Genomic DNA, 17,791 nt, shown 5'->3' with positions numbered 1-17,791 from the left:
CCCATGGCATCAGCCAGCACACCCACCCCACGGTGGCCGACATCAGCGAATGCCTGTTCTTCTCGCCCGGCGACGGGCGCATCTGGCTGCAAGACCAGCGCATGATCCTGCTGCACTCCGAAGCCCTGGGCTCGCTGCGGCGCGAGCTGATCGACAGCATTGGCCTGGACAAGGCACGCGGCCTGCTCACCCGCGCGGGCTACGTGAGCGGCGCGCGCGACGCCCACCTGGTGCGCCAGCAGTGGCCCGACGCAGAGCCCACCGCCGCAGCCATGGCCGGCACCCGCCTGCACGCGCTGGAGGGCGTGGTGCAGGTGGAGGTGGTGCACGCCCGCTACAACGCCGAGCTGGGCGAATACGACGGCGAATTCATCTGGCACAACTCCAGCGAAGACGACGAGCACATCGCCGCCTACGGCGTGGGCGGCTCGCCCGCGTGCTGGATGCAGGTGGGCTACGCTACGGGCTACGTCAGCACCCTGTTCGGCCGCATGATCGTCTTCCGCGAGGTGGACTGCCGCTCGTCCGGCGCGGCGCACTGCCGCGTGGTGGGCAAATCGGCCCACCTGTGGGACGACCCCGAGCAGGACCTGTTCTACCTGAACGCGCAAGACTTTGTGGGCACCCCGCCCGCGACGCTGCCCGCCTCGATGCCAGAAGGCGCGCGGGCCAAGGCCCGCACCACCTACCTGGGCGTGCCACCGGGCAAAGCGGCATCAGGCAATGCAGGCACCGCCGCCGACCCCACCGCCCACGCCACCATGGTCGGCGCGTCCTCCGCCTTCAACGCCGCCTGCCACATGCTGCAGCGCGTGGCCCCCACCGCTGCCACCGTGCTGTTCACCGGCGAATCGGGCGTGGGCAAGGAGATGTTTGCCAGCATGCTTCACCGCATCAGCCCCCGCAGCAGCCAGCCCTTTGTGGCCATCAACTGCGCGGCCATCCCCGAGACGCTGGTCGAAAGTGAACTCTTTGGCGTGGAACGCGGCGCCTACACCGGCGCAGGCACATCCCGCCCCGGCCGGTTTGAGCGCGCGCACGGCGGGACCCTCTTCCTCGACGAAATCGGCACGCTGAGTTTGGTAGCCCAGGGCAAGCTGCTGCGCGCGCTGCAAGAAGGCGAGGTGGAGCGCGTGGGCGGCACCCGCACCGTGCGCGTAGACGTGCGCCTGGTGGCCGCCACCAATGTGGACCTGCGCCAGGCCGTGCGCGAGGGCAGCTTCCGCGAAGACCTGTTCTACCGCCTCAACGTATTCCCCATCCACCTACCCCCGCTGCGCGACCGGCGCGACGACATCCCCCTGCTGATGAGCCACTTCCTGGCCCACTACCAGCGCAAGCACCAGCGGCAGGTGCCCGGCTTCAGCCAAGCTGCGGTGAAGGCGATGTTTCACTACCCCTTCCCCGGCAACATCCGCGAGCTGCAGAACCTGATCGAGCGCGCGGTGATCCTGGCGACGGATGGCGAGCCGATTGAACCGCACCACCTGTTTGCGGGCGGTGAGCAAAGTGGTGGTGGGGTGATGTCGCTGCACTTGCAGGGCAACAGCGGGGGGACGCTGCATGCGCAGGCGGTGGCGGGTATGGGGGCTGCGGTGCAGGCTCCGCAAGCGGCATTGGCAGCGAGTGCGCGGGCCGGTGCGGCGCTACCGCCAGCCGCTGCGCCGGTGGTGGCACCGCTGCACCAGGCGGAAGAGCAAATGCTGCGGCAGGCGCTGCAAAGTGCGGGGGGGAATGTGGCGCTGGCGGCGCGGTTGTTGGGGATCAGCCGGGCGACGATGGCTTATCGGGTGAGGAAGTTTGGAATCAGCGCGCGATGAGGAGAATGCGTGAGTGAGACGCTAGGTAAAGAACACGGTCCGCGTCAAACACTGGTCAATTGCAACCGCCCCCAGCCAGCCATCACATCGAGCTGCTTCTTGATCCAGTCGGCAGACATCATGTTGGCGCCCCAGTGGTGGACGCGCGCCACGCCCTCCCCCATGTTCCACAGGTGCCGCACCTGCAAAAACAGGGGCAAGGCGGCGAGGTCGGCATCTGTGACATGGCCGCCCCCGGCGCGGTAGCCACCCAGGTACTGCTGCCAGCGCTTGAGCAAGGCGTCGTCGGGCTCCATGGGGGCCTTGCGCGGCAGGTTCGACCACAGCCACACACACAGGTCATAGGTCAGGAACCCTGGCCCGGCGTCGTCAAAGTCGAAGAAAGCGGCGCGCCGCACACCTTCGGCATCGGTGGTCACATGGTTGTTGAAGCCATGCGTGTCGCCGTGGCACATCACACGGGTCAGGCTGCCCTCCACGCTCGCCAACTCGCTCAGAAGGCGCTCAATCAATTGCCGGTAGGCATCCAGCACGGCAGGGTCGATCTCGGGATGGGCGGCAAGGTAGCCTAGCGTACGGCCTGCAAGATGGTGGCCGTCCAGCACATAGCGGCTTGCGGGGCCTGCGTAGGTTTGCGCGGCACTGTGAATCTGGGCCAGCGTGGCGCCGGTCAGGTGCAGCTCTTCGGGCGTATCGGGCACGGCGCCGTCGCAGTGGCGAAACAAGACCAGCGCACGCGGGCCCTCGGGGAACGGCAGGGTAACGCTGGCAGCTCCGTTCGCAGCCACAACCGGCGTGGCAACGCCCACGCCCTGTGCGTGCAGGTGGGTCAGCAGCGCGACCTCGAAATCCACGTTGAACGCGCCGCGTGGCCGAATGGCACAAAGCCGCGCCACATAGCGGCTGCCATCCGTGGCCCGCACGGCGTAGTTGTCGTTGAGGTTGCGGCGGATCAGGTAGCACTGCTGCACTTGCAGGCCATAGTGCCGCACTACCCAATCACTCACGGCAGAGGCTGCGGCTGTGGTGTGGGAGGCGACCAGGTTGAAGTCTTGAGAAGGGGAAGAAAGCATGCGGCATTCTCCACGGAGGCAGCATGAAACACCCGCGCGGCGTGGTTCGATGGGTTACACCAAGACGTTCTGCTGAACCCAGAGACTGGCGCGAGCGGGAGAACAGGCACACCAAAAAAATATGCCTAAATATGGCTGCTAGCGCTTACTGGCATTGCACCATCAGTATCAAAATCATAGCAAACCGTCTCACCATCACCACGGCAGCTTGTCGCCGCTGTAGGCGTAGAAGCTACCCGTTTCCTCCACTGGCAACCCATCCAGCACCCGCAGCATGTCGCCCGTCGCATCGGCAGCCGGGCGGCCGATTTCTGCGCCGTTGAAGGGTGCCGACAGTGCCGAATTGACGGTACCCGGGTGCAAGGCCACCAGCACGGCCTGGGGATGGGTGCGAGCCACTTCGATAGACGCCGTTTTGACCAGCATGTTGAGCGCAGCCTTGGAGGCGCGGTAGCTGTACCAGCCGCCCAGGCGGTTATCGCCAATGCTGCCCACCTTGGCCGAGAGCACGGCCAGCAGGCTGCGCCCCTGCTTGGGCAGCAGCGGTGCAAAGTGGGCCAGTACCAGCGCGGGGCCAAAGGTGTTGGCGCGGAAGGTAGCTTCCATCTGCGCGTAGTTGAGCTGACCCAGGCGCTTTTCGGGCAGGCCGTGGGGGCCGTGCAGCATGCCTGCAGCGTGGATGATGCAGTGCCACGGGCCCTGGGCCTTGAGTTGCCGGGCGGCGGTGGCGATGGTGGCTTCGTCGTCCAAATCGACCGCCGGGCTGGTATGGCGGCCCAGGCCCACGGCCAGGGCGCAGCGCGGGTCGGCCTGCAGGTGGGCTAGGAAGGCGCTGCCGATGGCACCGGTGGAGCCGATGACGAGGGCGCGGTAGCCGTCGGGCAGTGACTGCAAAGAGATGAACGGCATTGTGGTGGGCTGTGCGTTAGACATGGCGCGGTCCTGCGGTGAGCGTGTCGTTGGGTGATTCGGCAAGCGGGCTACAGCGCATCCAGCCGCGTGCGCAGGCTGGCAGCGTGCTCTCGCAGCGTATCCAGCTGCGGGCCCTGCATCTTTTGCAGCTGGCGGTACACCATGCCGAGGCGGAAGTTATTGCCCAGCGTGCCCTCGTTGCGCGCAAAAAAGTCCCAATACAGGGCGTTGTACGGGCAGGCTCGCTCGCCCACCTTGAGCTTCTTGTCGTAGTGGCAGCCTTTGCAATAGTCGCTCATGCGGTCGATGTAGGCGGCGCTGCTCACATAGGGTTTGGTGGCCAGCAGGCCGCCGTCGGCAAACTGGCTCATGCCCACGGTGTTGGGCACTTCCACCCATTCAAAGGCGTCGATGTACACGCCCAGGTACCAGCGGTGCACCGCAGCAGGGTCGAGCCCCGCCAGCAGCGCAAAGTTGCCAATGACCATGAGGCGCTGGATGTGGTGGGCATACGCATGCTCCAGCGACTGGCCCACGGCGTGCTGCATGCATCGCATTTTGGTATTGCCCGTCCAAAACCATTCCGGCAGCGGTGTGTTGTGGCCCAGGGCGTTGCGCTCGTCGTAGCCGGGCATGTGGGCCCAGTAGATGCCGCGCACGTATTCGCGCCAGCCGAGGATCTGGCGGACAAAGCCCTCCACCGCTGGCAGGGGCGCGGCGCCTGCGTGGTAGGCGGCCTGGGCGCGCTGCACCACCTCGTGCGGGCGCAGCATTTTGGTGTTGAGCGCGAAGGACAGCAGGGAGTGAAAGAGCCGCGCGCTCTTCGTGCTCATGGCGTCTTCGTAAGCACCAAAGTCTGGCAGCGTGGCGGTGACGAAGTGGTCGAGCCACGCCAGCGCCTCGGCCCGGTTGAGCGGCCAGCGCAGTGCGTGGGCCTGCGGGTTGCCAAAGCTCTGCACGCCTGCGGCCTGAATGGTGGCCCACAAGGCGCTGTGGTCGTGCGTGGGGCGGGCGTCGGGCGGTAAACCCGGCATGCCAGGCCAGGGCTTGCGGTTGTCGTGGTCGTAGTTCCACTGGCCGCCTTCGGGCTCGCCCGCTACGTCGATCAGCACGCTGTGGCGCTGGCGCATGCGGCGGTAAAAGTGCTCCATGAGCCACTGTTTGCGGCCCTTGAACACCTCGGCCATTTCGGTGCGGGTGGTGTAGAAGTGTTCGCTGCTGACGGCCTGCACGGCAAAGGTTTGCTCTGCGCCCCAGGTGCGCAGCTGCTCGTCCAGCCGCCATTCGTCGGGGTACTGGTATTGCAACGTGTGCGCGCCGTAGTGGGCCATGAGGGCGGCCAGGTTGTCGGGCATGGACTGGCGGTTGCTCGCGTCGTCAATGGCTACGTAGCGCACGCGGTGCCCGGCATCGCGCAGGTGGCGGGCCAAGTCGCGCATGGCGGCAAAGATGGCGAGGATTTTTTGCGCGTGGTGCAGCACGTAGTCGGTCTCTTGCCGCACTTCCATCAGCACGTAGACCACGCCCTCATCCTGTGTGGCAAACCATGAATGCTCTGGGTTGAGCTGGTCGCCCAGCAGCAGGCGCAGGGTATGGGCTCCATGCCCGGTGACGGACTGCGGGGCGCTCACAGCGTGCCCCACATGCGGCGGTAGCTGCCGTCTGCGTCATGGTCTTGCGCTTGCCTTACCGGGTTGAAGCGGCGGCCGCCGCGCGGGTCGGTGCCGCGCCCGGCAATGTAGAGCCAGTTGCCCTGGTTGCTGTACACGTCGTAGTCCACCAGTTGCGACTCAAACCACGCGGCGCCTGCGCGCCAGTCGCCGTGCAGGTCGTAGATGAGAAAGCTGGCAACCACCTGGCGAAGGCGGTTGCTCAAGTAGCCGGTGGCAGCCAACTCGCGCATGGCAGCGTCCACCAGCGGCTCGCCGGTGCGGCCCTGGCACCAGCGGTCAAAGCCCTGTGCGTTGTGGCGGGCTGCGGGCAGTGCTGAGAGACCCCGCGCGCCATACAGTGCTGCGCCGTATTGCAGGTGCAGCAGGCGGAAGTAATCGCGCCACAGCAGTTCGAACCAGAGCCAGTAGGTGCCGTCATTGGCACCGTGGTCACGTTCAAAGGTTTTGAGGTCGGCATATATCTGGCGGGGTGACAACGCGCCGGTGGCCAGCCAGGGCGAGAACTTGCTGGAGTAAGCCAGTCCGGTAAGCCCGTTGCGCGTGGCCTTGTAGCTGTGGGGTAGTTTGCGCGCCAGGTACTGCGCCAGGTGGGCTAGAGCGGCGGCTTCACTGCCGTCGCACGCGGGTGTGCCATAAGGGAAGGACGAGCGCGGGTCGCGCCCTGCAGGGTGGTCGCTGGCGTTGGCGCCCTGCTCTGCCAAGGCGGGCGCTGCGCCCAAGGCACTCCACACATCAGGTGGTACCAATGGGGGCGGCAACAGGGACGCGGGCGCTGGCAATGGCGCACGGGGCTGGATGCCCGCGCGCTCCACGGCGTTGCGAAATGGCGAGAACACGGCGGGCAGATCGGTCACCGGCCAGGGCATGTCAGATGGCTGCAACAAGCTGCTGTGCCACACAGTGCGCACCTGCAACCCGGCAGCGCGCAGGGCGGCTATCTCGGCCTGCTCGTAGGGTGCAGCAATGTCTTCGCACACCACGGTGGTGGCGCCCACCGCATGCGCCAACGCAGGCAATGCGGTGGCGGGCGATGCATTGCACACCTGCAGCGGGTTGCCCAGCGCGGCCATGCGTACGCCCAGGTCACGCAGGGCGCTGGCGACAAAGGCCTGGCGGTGCGCGCCCACGCGCGCGAAGCCCCAGGGCGTGACCTCGTCGGCCGAAGGCAGGCATACCACCGGCAGAAGGTGCGTGGCGCCGCTGGTGAGTGCCGCATGCAACGCGGGCTGGTCGTGCAGGCGCAGGTCGTTGCGAAACCAGAACAGGATGGTGCTCATACCGCGCCCTGCCCTGCTGAGCCGCTGGTCGCTTTGCCCGCGCTTTTGCGGTCACTGCGGCAGCGGTCTGAGCAGAACTTGACTTCGTCCCACACCTTCTCCCACTTCTTGCGCCAGGTGAAGGGCAGGCCGCAGTGCTGGCACTGCTTTTGAGGTAGGTCGGACTTTTTGCGCATGCGCATGATGGACCTTTGGCTTTACGCAGGCTGCAAGGCCTGTTGTGCGAGCGTGTGTCCGCTGAGCCAGGCGCCCTCGACCTTGCCGCCATTCAACCAGTCGCCGCACAACCCCAGGCGCAGGGATGCGTCCCACCAGCTGCCCCGTGTCAGCGCGGGTTCCGTGTCGGCATAGCGCCAGCGGTGCGCCGTGGCGGCCAAGGGGGCAGGCCCACCCAGGGCTTCAAAGGCGGCGATGAGTGCAGTGGTCACAGACTCTGTGCTGTCTTCAATGTGGGCCTCGCTCCACTCGGCACTGGCGTGCACCAGCCAGGTTTCTGGCCCCGTGCGGCCGGGCTTGCTGCTGTCGCGCGCAACCCAGCGCAGCGGGCCGGTGTTGATGAAGGCGCCGTCCCACGGCATGGCCACGGGGGCGGCGTAGCGCAGCATCACAGCCCAGCTGCCACGCATGTGCGCGCTGGCGGCGATGTCGGCGCCTGCGGGTGCTTCAGGGGCCAGCAGGGGTACGGCCTGCGGTGCGGGCACGGCCAGCAGCACGGTGCCGTAACGCTGGCTGAGTGTGCCGTGCTCTGCGCAGGTGATAGCCCACCCGCTCTCGGTGCGGTCCAGCCGCTGCACGGTGGTTTGCCACTGCGCGAGCGCGCGGTCGCCCAGGTTTTGTACCAGCCGGGCAGCAGGCGATGTCATCCGTGGCGTGCCCACAAATCGATCCAGCGGGGTGTGCGGGGTGGTCCACGTGCTGCCGTCAAAGCTGGACAGCCGGGCATCCCAAACAGCGGCCACACCCGCCTGCTGCCAGCGGGCCACCTCTGCGCGAAAGACAGGGTCGCGGGCAGTGAAATACTGCGCGCCGTGGTCGCACTGCCAGGCGCCCTGCTCGTCTTCTGCGCGGCGGGTGCTCATGCGGCCTGAGGGACCACGGGCCTTGTCGAACACGTGTACGGTATGGCCCGCCTGCAGCAGCGCATGTGCACAAGACAGACCGGCCAGACCTGCGCCGATGATGGCAATCGTTGGGGGCATGGCAAGGCTCATGGTTGTGGGTCGGTGCGTTCGTGGGTCACCCAGATCAACGCCTGGGTGTCGATGCCCAGCTCGTTGGCGCGGGCGATGAGCTGTTCACGCACGCCAGGCGGCATTTGCTTGGTGCGCGACAAAATCCAGCAGTAGCTGTGGTCGGGCCCCACCACCAAAGCCCATTGGTAGTCCGCATCCAGCGCGGCCACGTGGTAACCGCCATAGAACGGACCGAAGAACGACACTTTGAGCGACGCGGTGTTTGCATCACCAATGAACTTGGCTTTGCCTTCGGCCTGGCGCCAGTCGTTCTTGCCGGTATCAAAGCCCCGGTTAAGCACCCGCACGCTGCCGTCACTCTGGCTCTGGTAGGTGGCGCTCACGTCCGTCATGCCGCGTTCAAAAGAATGGTCGAGCCGGGCCACTTCGTACCAGCGGCCTTCGTACCGGGCCAGGTCAAACGGGGTGACGGGTGTGACGCCAGGGGGTGGGCTGGTGGATGAGCAGCCTGCGAGGGCCAACACCATGACTGCCATAAACCGCAGCACAGTCCGGGGAGCCCAGGGGAAGAATCGCGGCATAAATTACCAATCGGTCATAAAACACACCGAATGGTAACTCACCGCGCTTTATCTACGGTGGCGGATGCCGTCTTCGTGCTTCGCCCTGTGCCGTGCCCCGTAAACTAGCCCCATGACCTATCAAATCACCGTGTATTCCAAATCCGCATGCCCCCAATGCGAGTCCGCCAAGATGCTTCTCAAGTCGCGCTCGCTGCCGTTTGAGGAAATCAAGATCGACGACGAAGCCGAGCGCCTGGCGTTTTATGCCAAGTGCGGGCCGTCAGTGCGGCAGATGCCACAGATTTTTATCAACGACCAGCGCGTTGGCGGGCTGGCCGGGCTGCAGGCGGCGTTGGCACAGATCGGCCAGTAACCCCTGCCTGTGCTACTGGTATTTCGCAGCGGTGATGAATTCGCCGAAGGTTTCACACCACACGATCACGGTGTTGAATTTCGCCGGGTCCACGCCCTGCGGTACCGGGACGATGAAGTTGTTGAACGTTTTCACATCCCCCACGCGCAGCATTTGCGGCTTGAGGCGTTTGAAGTCGACCTCGGTCTCCACAAACTCGGGCGACAGGTAGAGCTTGTAGTCCGGCCCCGGGGCCAGCTTGCCCACCAGGCTGATGGCTTGCGCGCTGATGGAGACGGCGCCCTCGCCCCAGTGCAAGGCGTCGCTGTCCTTCAGATCACGGCGGAAGGTGGCGGTCCATTGGGCTGCAGGCACACTCGCCTTGATCTCTTGTTCGGTGGGGGCATCCGGTGCGATCAAGATGGGCAGCGCATACACGCCCAGCGCAAACCCGAGGCCCAAGGTGAGCAGGTGTGAGGCTGTGAGCAGAAAGGGTTTGAGGAGTTTCATGGCAGCGGACTCGAAGGCGTTGCGCCAATGTAACCCCAGTGCTCGCTACCACCACCTCCCGGGATACCCCAATTCGCGTCAACCCGCATTGGCCAGAAACCCGTCCACCAGCGCGAAGTGCTCCGGCACATTGAGCGCGGGCGCATGGCCGCAGCCGGGCACCTCTACCACTTGCGCCAAGCCACGCGCACCGGGGCCTCGGGTCAGCATCTCGGCGGTGGTTTCGCGCAGCACCAAGTCTGATTCAGCGCCGCGCAAACACAGCACGGGGATGTCGAGCGCGTCATAGTGGTCCCATATCAGGTAGTCGTTGGTGTGGTGCGTGAACTGCTGCACCATGGCCGGGTCGTAGTGCGGGGTCACGCGGCCATCGGGCAGGCGCCGGGTCGAGGTGTCAGTCAGGCGGCGCCACTGCGCATCGCTCAGCCAGCCGTAGGGCTGGTACACCTGACGGAAGAAGGCTTCCAGCTCCATCACCGTATCAAACGCGGGCGGTTGGCCTGCATAGGCCTTGATGCGCTCCAGCGCAGCGTCGGCCAGGCGCGGCGCGTTGTCGTTGAGCAGCAGGCTGCTGATGCGCCCTTTGAGCTGCGGCTGGAACAGGCCCGACGCACACACCGTGCCGATGGCCCCGCCCATGGATGTGCCCACCCAATGCGCCTTCTCGATGCCCAGCTGGTCAAACAGGCCTGCCGCAATGCGCGCGTAGAAAGACAAACGGTATTCGTCCTGCGGCGCGCGCGCCCACTGGCTCAGGCCCCGGCCGATGGTGTCGGGGCAGATCACGCGGTAGCGCGGGGCCAGGTGCTGGGCCAGGTCATCCATGTCGCGCCCCGTGCGCGCCAAGCCGTGCCATGCAATCACCACCGGGGCGCCCTGCTGGCCCCATTCGGTGTAGTGGATTTCATGGCCAGCACAGGTGGCGTAGCGCGATATGGGGGTCATGGTTAAAAAGCGGGTAGATCAGTGGATGAAATGGCAAGCCCAAGGGCAAAGCGATCAGCAGACGTGGCGTGGGGTTGCGGGGACAAGCTGCGTACGAGCCTCAGCACATGACAGCTCAGCGCCGCAGTCCTTCAGGCGGTCCGCCGCGCAGCTGCCGCGCGCAGGCGCCCCACCACACCGGTGGGGAAGTAATAAACAGACAGAACAAACAACACGCCCAGCCACAGCAACCAGCGGTCGGGCGAGAGCAGCGCGGACAGCCATGGCAAGGCCGACGCGGCCTCGCTCCCCAGGCGCAACAAGTCCTGCAGATAGCTTTGCGCCACCAGAAAAAGCACGGCGCCGATGGCCGAGCCGTAGATGGTGCCCATGCCGCCAATCACCACGATGAGCAGGCAGTCCATCATGATTTCGAAGCTGAGCGAGGTGTCCGGCCCGTTGTAGCGCAGCCAGACCGCCAGCATGGCCCCGGCCATTGTGGCAAACAGCGCAGACAGCACGCTGGACGTGGTGCGGTAGACCACCACGCGGTAGCCAATGGCCTCGGCGCGAAACTCGTTTTCGCGGATAGCCTGCAGCACACGGCCAAACGGTGAGTTGACGATGCGCAGCAGTGCCAGCACCAGCACCACGGCCACCACGAAGAGCAGGTAGTAGGTGATGATCTTGCCGTCGATGAGCACGCCCAGCACTTCGTTCTCAAACGGCTCAAAGCTGGGCGACAGCCACATTGGCATCTTGAAGGTCAGGCCGTCTTCACCGCCCGTCCACTCCGACAGTTGTGACGCCAGGGTCTGAAAGGCCGTTGCGACTGCCAGCGTGATCATTGCGAAAAAGATGGCCCGCACCCGCAGCGAAAACAGCCCCACTGCCAGCGACAGCAGCAGACTGATGCCGAGCGCGCAAACGATGCCCACCGCCAGCGCACCCCAGGTGCCGCCCATGCGTGTGGTGGCAATGGCCACGCCGTAAGCGCCAATGCCAAAGAACATCGTGTGCGCAAAACTCACGATGCCGGTGTAGCCCAGCAGCAGATCAAAGCTGGCAACCAGCACCACAAAAATCAGCACCTTGGCGGCCACGTTCAGGGCCTTGACGCCGGGGAACAGAAAGGGCGCCAGTGCCAGCCCCACCAGAAGGGCCAGCAAAATGGCCGCAAGGATTTTGCTGCGCGGGTGGTCGTTGGAAATAAGACGGTTCAGCATAGAAATATCACCGGTTCGTCACTGGATACACACCCTGTGGGCGCCACAGCAAGATGGCCACCATGAGCGCAATGTTCGAGAACAGAGCCACCTTGGGCACCAGAAACCCGGTGTAGTTGGCCATCAGCCCCACCAGCAGCGCGCCGATGAGCGCACCGCCTGTGCTGCCCAGGCCACCGATGATGATCACGATGAAGATCAGTACGTTGACCTGCGCGCCCATCTGCGGGATCACGCTTTGCTGGTACAGCCCCCACATCACGCCGCCCAGCCCGGCTAGGGCCGAGCCCACTACAAACACACCCACAAACAGGCGGCGGATGCGGTAGCCCAGGCTTTCGACCATCTCGCGGTCTTGCACCCCGGCGCGGATCAGCAGGCCCACCTTGGTGCGCGACAGCACCCAGGCCAACACAGCAAACACCACAAGCCCAACGACTACGGCGATAAGGCGGTACTTCTCGATGGCGGCGTCGCCAATCAGCAGCGAGCCGCGCATGCCTTCGGGCAGCGGCAGCGGGATCTGCGCCGGGCCCCAGATGACCTTGATGAGTTCTTCACCAATGATCATGCCGCCCATGGTGATGAGGATCTGCTTCAAGTGCTGGCCGTACACAGGCCGCACGATGAAGCGCTCAAACGCCAGGCCCACCGCGCCTGCCACGGCCATGGCCACCAGCATCGCAGGCAACACGGCCAGCAGGTTGCGCCACAGATCAGCGCTTTGGGTGTAGTCGCCCATGGCGCCCAGCACGCTGGTGGCCACAAAGGCACCGAGTGCAATGAACACGCCGTGGCCAAAGTTCAGCACGTCCATCAGGCCGAACACCAGCGTGAGGCCCGAAGCAATGATGAAGATGATCATGCCCATGGCCAGCCCCGCCACGGTGAGCGTGAGCCAGGTACTGGGCGAGCCGATGAAGGGCAGCACCAGCAGCGCCAGCGCGGGCACCAGGGCCAGGGGCTTCCAGTCGAAGTCGCGGAGGGTGGCGCTCATGCAAGTTCTCCTACAGCATCGCAGCCGCGCACCTCAATTGCTACCAATTTAATAGCTATCAGCGCTTTATCAATAAGCGCTAGAGGCCCAAAAGGCTTGATATTCTGCGTGTAACTCATAGTGCCAACCCCAGCAGCGACCGCTGCAGTGCCTCGTCTTCGGCCAGCGCGGCCATGCTGCCTGCATGCACCACCTGGCCGTTGTCCATCACGGCCACGGTGTCACCCAGCCGCTTTGCAAAATTAATGTTCTGCTCCACCAGCAAGATGGTCACGCCGCTCTTTTTGAGCTGGTCGAACGCCTCGATCATGTTGTTGATGATGGCGGGCGCCAGGCCCTTGCTGGGCTCGTCAACGATGAGCAGGTCGCGCGGCTCGACGATGGCGCGGCTCACGGCTACCATCTGCTTTTGTCCGCCACTGAGCTTGCCGGCTGGGTGGTTCCAGAACTTCTCCACCGCGGGAAAGAGCTTGAAGATCCACTGCAGCCGCGCCTCGTCCATCTGCGCGGCGTTGCGCGCGCTGCGTGCAGCCAGCAGCATGTTTTCTTTCACCGTGAGGTCAGAGAAGATGCCCATGTTTTCAGGCACGTAGGCGATGTTCATGCCCGCGATGGCGGGGGTGTTCAGCGCTGTGATGTCTTTGCCGCCAAAGTGGATGCGGCCCTTGGACGCGTGCCACAGGCCCATGATGGTGCGCAGTGTGGTCGTCTTGCCCGCGCCGTTGCGGCCGAGCAGCATGGTGAGCTGGCCCTTGGGCACGGCCAAATCCACACCGTGCAGGATGTGGTATGCCCCGATGTGGGTGTGCACGCCACGAAGCTCCAAAAGATTGCTGCTGCTCATGCGGCCTCCTTCTCTGCGTCCTTGGTGACGCCCAGGTAGGCCTCTTGCACCACGGGCGATGCGATCACCTCGGCCGGTGGTCCGTCGGCCACCAGCGTGCCGTTGGTCAGCACGATGATGCGGTCGGCCAGCTCGCGCACAACGTCCATCTTGTGCTCCACCAGCAGGATGATCTTGGTCTTGTCTTTTTTCAGTTCGCGGATCAGGTTCAGGATCACCGGGGCCTCGTCGTGGCTCATGCCCGCGGTGGGTTCGTCGAACATGTAGACCTGCGGCTCCAGCGCCATCAACAGCGCCACTTCGAGCTTGCGCTGGTCGCCATGGGGCAGGCTGGCCACAGGCGTATCGGCACGGTCATTCATGGCCACGGCCTGCAGGATGACGCGGGCGCGCTGGACCAGGGCGGCGTGGTCGCTCCAGATGCTCCACAGGTTCAGGCCTCGGCGGTGTTTGCCTTCTTGCGTGGCCTGCACGGCCAGGCGCACGTTCTCCAGCACGCTGAGGTTGGGGAACAGATTGGTGAGCTGAAACGCCCGCCCCACGCCCGCGTGCGTGCGCGCCGACACGGACATCCCCGTGATGTCCTGCCCGCCCAGCGTGACGGTGCCGCTGCTGGCGCGCAGCTGGCCCGAGATGAGATTGAAATACGTGGTCTTGCCCGCGCCGTTGGGGCCCACGATGGCGGTCAGCGTGCCGGGCTCAAACGAGCAGGTCACGTTGTTGACTGCCACGTGGCCGCCAAAGCGGATGGTCAAGTCCTTGGTGGACAAGGTGCTCATGGGTGGAGGGTCGCTTTCACAGGTCGTCGTCAGTTTCAGTTTTCACAGGGCCTGGCATCCCAGAAGGGGGCGCCAAGCCATTCACAGCATTTCCATTGTCCATCGCACTACGCCACTGGCGCGGCCCAAGCCAGCGCTCCCGCGCAAGGGCCGCCCCGCCGCGCTGGGAGCGTCCCCCTCCCGCATTGCGCAGCAATGCGAGAGAGGGGTGAAGGCGCGAAGCGACTCAGGGGGTGCTTCATCTCAGCAGGTGCCGATCACGTAGTAGTTGGGGCCGGTCTGCTTCAGCGTCTTGGTCAAGAAGATGTTCCACAGCCCCATCGCCTGGTTGGATCCCAGCGCAAAGGTGTAGCCACCGGCCACGTAGGCACGGCCTGCCATGGTGTGGGCGTAATTGCTGGCGGTGGTGCAGGTGGCTCCGCCGACAGGTGCAGCCAGCGTGGTGCCGCTGGCCGCGGCCGACGTGGCGCCTTCGGCACCATTGGCATCGGCGGCACGCACCGTCCAGCTGTAGGTGGTGGACGCTGCCAGGCCCGTGTCGCTGTAGCTGGTGCCACTCACCGGCAGGGCATTGACCTTATTGGCATTGCGGTACACGTTGTAGCTGGCCGCGCCCGAGACAGGGCCCCAGCCCACCACCATGCTGTTGGCGGTGGCGCCCGAGGTGCTCACGCCCGTGGGGGCGGGCAAGGCCGGGTTGGTGGGTGGGTTGGTGGTGCCGCCGCCACTTGAGACTTGGTCCACCATGGCCTTGATGGCCACCATCTGCGGGCCGGACTTCTTGGCGTAGTTGGCGTTGTCGTAGCCCCACCAATCAAAGCAGCTGTTTGTGGCCGCCAGGCTGGTCTGGGGGTAAAGCATCACGATGTTGTTCGTGTCGGCCCAGCGGTTGTAGCCGGTGTTGCGCACGTACTGCTGCTGCACATCGCTGACGTTCTGCTTGCAGCCATGCAGCACCACATGCAGCTTGCAGGTGGCGCTGCCGCCCACCTGGCAGGCCTGCGGGATGTAAGCCCAGCCGGTGGTGGCCATGCCGTGGTTGCTGATGAACTGGCTCTGGTTGAACTCGACGAAGTTGGCGGCCGGCAGCGTGGCGTTATTGCGCGCATTGAGCGGGCCGTACAGATGCTGCAGCATGGTGCCAGCCAGGTCAAAGTTGCAGTCACTGATGTAGGGCGCGCCCTTGGTGGAGCAGCCGTTGCCGTAGTCGTCGGTGACCATGGCGTGCTCGGCTGCGATGTCCTTCTTGTAGACCACGTTGGCGGCCGGCACGAAGCTGTTGTAGTAGGTGCGCAGCGCGTCCATCACGCCGGGCTTGACCACGCTGTCGAGCGTGCCCGAGAACAGGTAGACCTTGGAGTTCTGCAGATTCGACACGGGGTCGATCAGCCCCTGGCTGGCCCAGGTGTTGGTGGTGTTGACCAGCGTGCTGGTGGGTATGCCTGCGGGGCTGGCCATGCAGCGCCCGGTGGCGTTGACGATGGAGCCCTCGGCGCAGAAGAAAGGCCCGCCTGCGACCACGCCGGCGCCCTTGGCAAAGGTGGCCGAGTACGCCACGTGCAGCTGTACGGCCATGAAGCCGCCCGCCGACAAGCCCGATACCGTTGTCTGCGTCTTGTCGATCTTGAGTGCGGGGAGGTTGACCGCCGCGTAGGCACCACCAGCAGCGCACAGCGCGATGGCAGCACCTGCTGCAGCCGCCCGGATGAAATTGAAAGCCATGTTGTCTTGTCTCCAAATAATTTTGAGAAAGTCTGACCCAGCCCCCGTGTCAACCCGGGAGTTCATGCATCAATTCACTGGAAAAAGAGGGGCGGCCGCCCCTGCGGGATGAACCCCGACGAAGCAGGATGGTTGTCCTACCCGTCGGGCCTCGCTAACGCATCGAAAAGACGGCCTATCGCTTGTTGCGAATCGGCACGTTCATTTCTTCAGGCTTGATCTCGCGCACCAGCTCGGGCACGCCCCAGGCAAAGGCCGGGTCCACCTTGATCTTGAAGTGGTACATGCTCTGCATGGCCTGGTGGTCTTCCTTGCGGAAAGTCATCTTGCCCTTGGGGGTGTCAAAACTCATGCCTTCCATGGTCTTGATGAGCTTGTTGGTATTGGTGTCGCCACCCGTGGCCTTGAGCGCGGTGACCAACGCCATGGCAGAGCTGAAGCCGCCTGCGGTGAAGAAGTCTGGCGGGGTCTTGAACTCCTTGTAGTGCGCGGCCACCAGGGCTTCGTTCACAGGGTTCTTGGGGATGCCAAAGTAGTAGTACGTGGCGCCTTCCATGCCAGGGAAGTTTTTGTACGCAGCCATGGCGGGCAGGATGTTGCCGCCGGTGGAGATCTCGATGCCGTAGCGCTTCAAGTCCATGTCGGCGATCTTGAAGGGGTTGCCGGCGCCTGCCCAAACCACCCAGATGATCTTGCGGCCGGGCTGGTCCTTGAGCTTGTCGATGATGCGCTGGGCACCGGCGGTGAAGTCGGTGGTGGCGGCTGGCAGATATTCCTCGTGCGCGAGCTTGGCCTTCTTGACTGAGTCCTTGAAGGCCTTCACGCCATCGCGGCCGAACGCGTTGTCTTGCGCCAGCGTGGCAATGGTCACGCCCTCCTTGTCCACCGCCACAGCGTTGGAAATGGCATCCTGGCTGCTGTTGCGGCCGGTGCGAAAGATGTACTTGTTCCACTTGTCGCCGGTGATTGAGTCGGCCACGGCGGGCTCGACCAGCAGGATCTTTTTGTATTCCTCGGCCACCGGCAGCATGGCCAGGGCCACGCCCGATGCGGTGGGGCCGACGGCGATGTCGGCCTTGTCGTCTGAGTACGCGGTGGCCAGCAGGCTCTTGCCCAGGTCGGGCTTGCCTTGGTCGTCTTTTTCAATCACGACAAGCTTCTTGCCGTTGACCGTCATGCTGCCGCCGGTGGCGTAGTTCAGGCCCATCATCAGGCCAGTCTGGGTCTGCTTGCCATAGGCCTCCAGAGGGCCGGTCTTGCTGTACACGTGGGCAATGCGGATTTCGCCAGTCTGTGCGAATGCGGGGGCAGAAAGTGTGGCGGCGGTAACGGCTGCGGAAGCGAGGGCGACCAGAGTGCGACGGTGCATGGCGATGTCTCCTGTTGTGATGCTTCTTTATTGCACAGTCTGTGCCAACAGCCAAGTGCTTGATTTCAAAGAAACTTTTTCTCACACGCTGGAAACAATGTCTAAATTCAATACACAATAAATGTCCAAATTTCAGACAATTGCCTGAAATTTATTCAGGGTTTTCCAGACGTCCATAGAGCGTGGCGCGTGAGATGCCGAGCTGCCGCGCCGTGGCCAGCTTGTTGCCGCCATGGGCCTTCATGGCGGCATGGATGGCCCGCTGCTCCAGCTGAGCCACCTGTTCGGCCAGGGGCCGCAGGTAGCGCGACTCGTCCTCGGCCTCGATCACCACGGCGGTGGTGTCCTGCACCGGCGCGGCGGGCTCCACACCCGCCTCGCGCAAGATGCGTTCGAGCTGCGCCGCGTCGATGGACTGGCCCTCGCTGCGCATCACTGCCTGCTCCAGCACGTTGCGCAGCTCGCGGATGTTGCCGCGCCAGGGCTGGCCAGCGAGCAGGGCCATGGCTTCGGGCAGCAACTCGGGCGGTGGCGTGCCGTTGCGCAGCGCCAGGTCG

The 17,791-nt window shown here is 64.6% G+C and carries 18 protein-coding genes; 2 read left to right on the top strand and 16 right to left on the bottom strand.

Features of this window, described 5'->3' with window-relative positions:
* The first annotated feature begins 8 nt into the window (after positions 1-8).
* Positions 9-1,820 (top strand): sigma 54-interacting transcriptional regulator, encoded by a 1,812-nt coding sequence (locus ACK4OE_RS21665; RefSeq protein ID WP_409887986.1) that lies wholly within the window; start codon positions 9-11, stop codon positions 1,818-1,820.
* A 44-nt stretch (positions 1,821-1,864) separates the two neighbouring features.
* Here ACK4OE_RS21665 and ACK4OE_RS21660 read toward each other — a convergent pair whose 3' ends face one another.
* The 7 genes from ACK4OE_RS21660 to ACK4OE_RS21630 form a co-directional block, all read right to left on the bottom strand.
* Complete coding sequence (locus tag ACK4OE_RS21660) at positions 1,865-2,893, bottom strand: phosphotransferase enzyme family protein (protein WP_409887984.1); 1,029 nt, start codon at positions 2,891-2,893, stop codon at positions 1,865-1,867.
* Positions 2,894-3,088: 195 nt separating this feature from the next.
* Positions 3,089-3,826 (bottom strand): SDR family NAD(P)-dependent oxidoreductase, encoded by a 738-nt coding sequence (locus ACK4OE_RS21655; protein WP_409887982.1) that lies wholly within the window; start codon positions 3,824-3,826, stop codon positions 3,089-3,091.
* 47 nt (positions 3,827-3,873) lie between these two features.
* Positions 3,874-5,436: a cryptochrome/photolyase family protein gene (locus ACK4OE_RS21650; protein ID WP_409887981.1), complete on the bottom strand. Its 1,563-nt coding sequence runs from the start codon at positions 5,434-5,436 to the stop codon at positions 3,874-3,876.
* Positions 5,433-6,755, bottom strand: a complete 1,323-nt coding sequence (locus ACK4OE_RS21645) for a DASH family cryptochrome (RefSeq protein ID WP_409887979.1) — start codon at positions 6,753-6,755, stop codon at positions 5,433-5,435. The genes ACK4OE_RS21650 and ACK4OE_RS21645 overlap by 4 nt, the downstream gene beginning before the upstream one ends.
* Complete coding sequence (locus tag ACK4OE_RS21640) at positions 6,752-6,937, bottom strand: DUF2256 domain-containing protein (RefSeq protein ID WP_409887977.1); 186 nt, start codon at positions 6,935-6,937, stop codon at positions 6,752-6,754. The genes ACK4OE_RS21645 and ACK4OE_RS21640 overlap by 4 nt, the downstream gene beginning before the upstream one ends.
* 15 nt (positions 6,938-6,952) lie before the next feature.
* Positions 6,953-7,954 (bottom strand): NAD(P)/FAD-dependent oxidoreductase, encoded by a 1,002-nt coding sequence (locus ACK4OE_RS21635; protein WP_409887975.1) that lies wholly within the window; start codon positions 7,952-7,954, stop codon positions 6,953-6,955.
* 8 nt (positions 7,955-7,962) lie between these two features.
* A complete protein-coding gene (locus ACK4OE_RS21630) occupies positions 7,963-8,484 on the bottom strand; it encodes a lipocalin family protein (RefSeq protein ID WP_409887973.1) in 522 nt (173 codons plus the stop codon).
* A gap of 157 nt (positions 8,485-8,641) precedes the next feature.
* Here ACK4OE_RS21630 and ACK4OE_RS21625 point away from each other — a divergent pair, with 157 nt between their 5' ends.
* Positions 8,642-8,884, top strand: a complete 243-nt coding sequence (locus tag ACK4OE_RS21625) for a glutaredoxin family protein (RefSeq protein WP_409887971.1) — start codon at positions 8,642-8,644, stop codon at positions 8,882-8,884.
* A gap of 12 nt (positions 8,885-8,896) precedes the next feature.
* Here the strand turns inward: ACK4OE_RS21625 and ACK4OE_RS21620 are convergent, their stop codons facing one another.
* From ACK4OE_RS21620 to ACK4OE_RS21580, 9 genes are all read right to left on the bottom strand, one after another.
* On the bottom strand, positions 8,897-9,373 hold the full coding sequence (locus ACK4OE_RS21620; protein ID WP_409887969.1) for a DM13 domain-containing protein: 477 nt from the start codon (positions 9,371-9,373) through the stop codon (positions 8,897-8,899).
* A 78-nt stretch (positions 9,374-9,451) separates the two neighbouring features.
* Entirely contained in the window at positions 9,452-10,318 is an 867-nt protein-coding gene (locus ACK4OE_RS21615; protein ID WP_409887967.1) for an alpha/beta fold hydrolase, read from the bottom strand.
* Positions 10,319-10,449: 131 nt separating this feature from the next.
* The gene (locus ACK4OE_RS21610) at positions 10,450-11,523 is read right to left on the bottom strand and encodes a branched-chain amino acid ABC transporter permease (RefSeq protein ID WP_409887966.1); all 1,074 of its coding nucleotides are present in this window, start codon (positions 11,521-11,523) and stop codon (positions 10,450-10,452) included.
* A 7-nt stretch (positions 11,524-11,530) separates the two neighbouring features.
* Entirely contained in the window at positions 11,531-12,520 is a 990-nt protein-coding gene (locus tag ACK4OE_RS21605) for a branched-chain amino acid ABC transporter permease (protein ID WP_409887964.1), read from the bottom strand.
* Between the two features lie 115 nt (positions 12,521-12,635).
* On the bottom strand, positions 12,636-13,364 hold the full coding sequence (locus ACK4OE_RS21600) for an ABC transporter ATP-binding protein (protein ID WP_409887962.1): 729 nt from the start codon (positions 13,362-13,364) through the stop codon (positions 12,636-12,638).
* Positions 13,361-14,143 carry an ABC transporter ATP-binding protein gene (locus tag ACK4OE_RS21595; RefSeq protein ID WP_409887960.1) on the bottom strand — a complete coding sequence of 261 codons (783 nt, stop codon included), beginning with the start codon at positions 14,141-14,143 and terminating at the stop codon, positions 13,361-13,363. Before ACK4OE_RS21595 ends, ACK4OE_RS21600 begins: the two co-directional genes overlap by 4 nt.
* A 243-nt stretch (positions 14,144-14,386) precedes the next feature.
* Positions 14,387-15,865, bottom strand: coding sequence for a fibronectin type III domain-containing protein (locus ACK4OE_RS21590; RefSeq protein ID WP_409887958.1), 1,479 nt, complete (start codon positions 15,863-15,865; stop codon positions 14,387-14,389).
* 175 nt (positions 15,866-16,040) lie between these two features.
* Positions 16,041-17,234: a substrate-binding domain-containing protein gene (locus tag ACK4OE_RS21585; protein WP_409887956.1), complete on the bottom strand. Its 1,194-nt coding sequence runs from the start codon at positions 17,232-17,234 to the stop codon at positions 16,041-16,043.
* A 151-nt stretch (positions 17,235-17,385) separates the two neighbouring features.
* Positions 17,386-17,791 (bottom strand): helix-turn-helix domain-containing protein (locus tag ACK4OE_RS21580; protein ID WP_409887954.1); only part of this gene is annotated, 406 nt, incomplete at its 5' end.

The organism is Acidovorax sp. (genome assembly GCF_046314175.1).
Taxonomy (GTDB): domain Bacteria; phylum Pseudomonadota; class Gammaproteobacteria; order Burkholderiales; family Burkholderiaceae_C; genus Acidovorax.
Note: the sequence above shows the minus strand (reverse complement) of the source record. Positions and strands in the feature narration are given on the sequence as shown.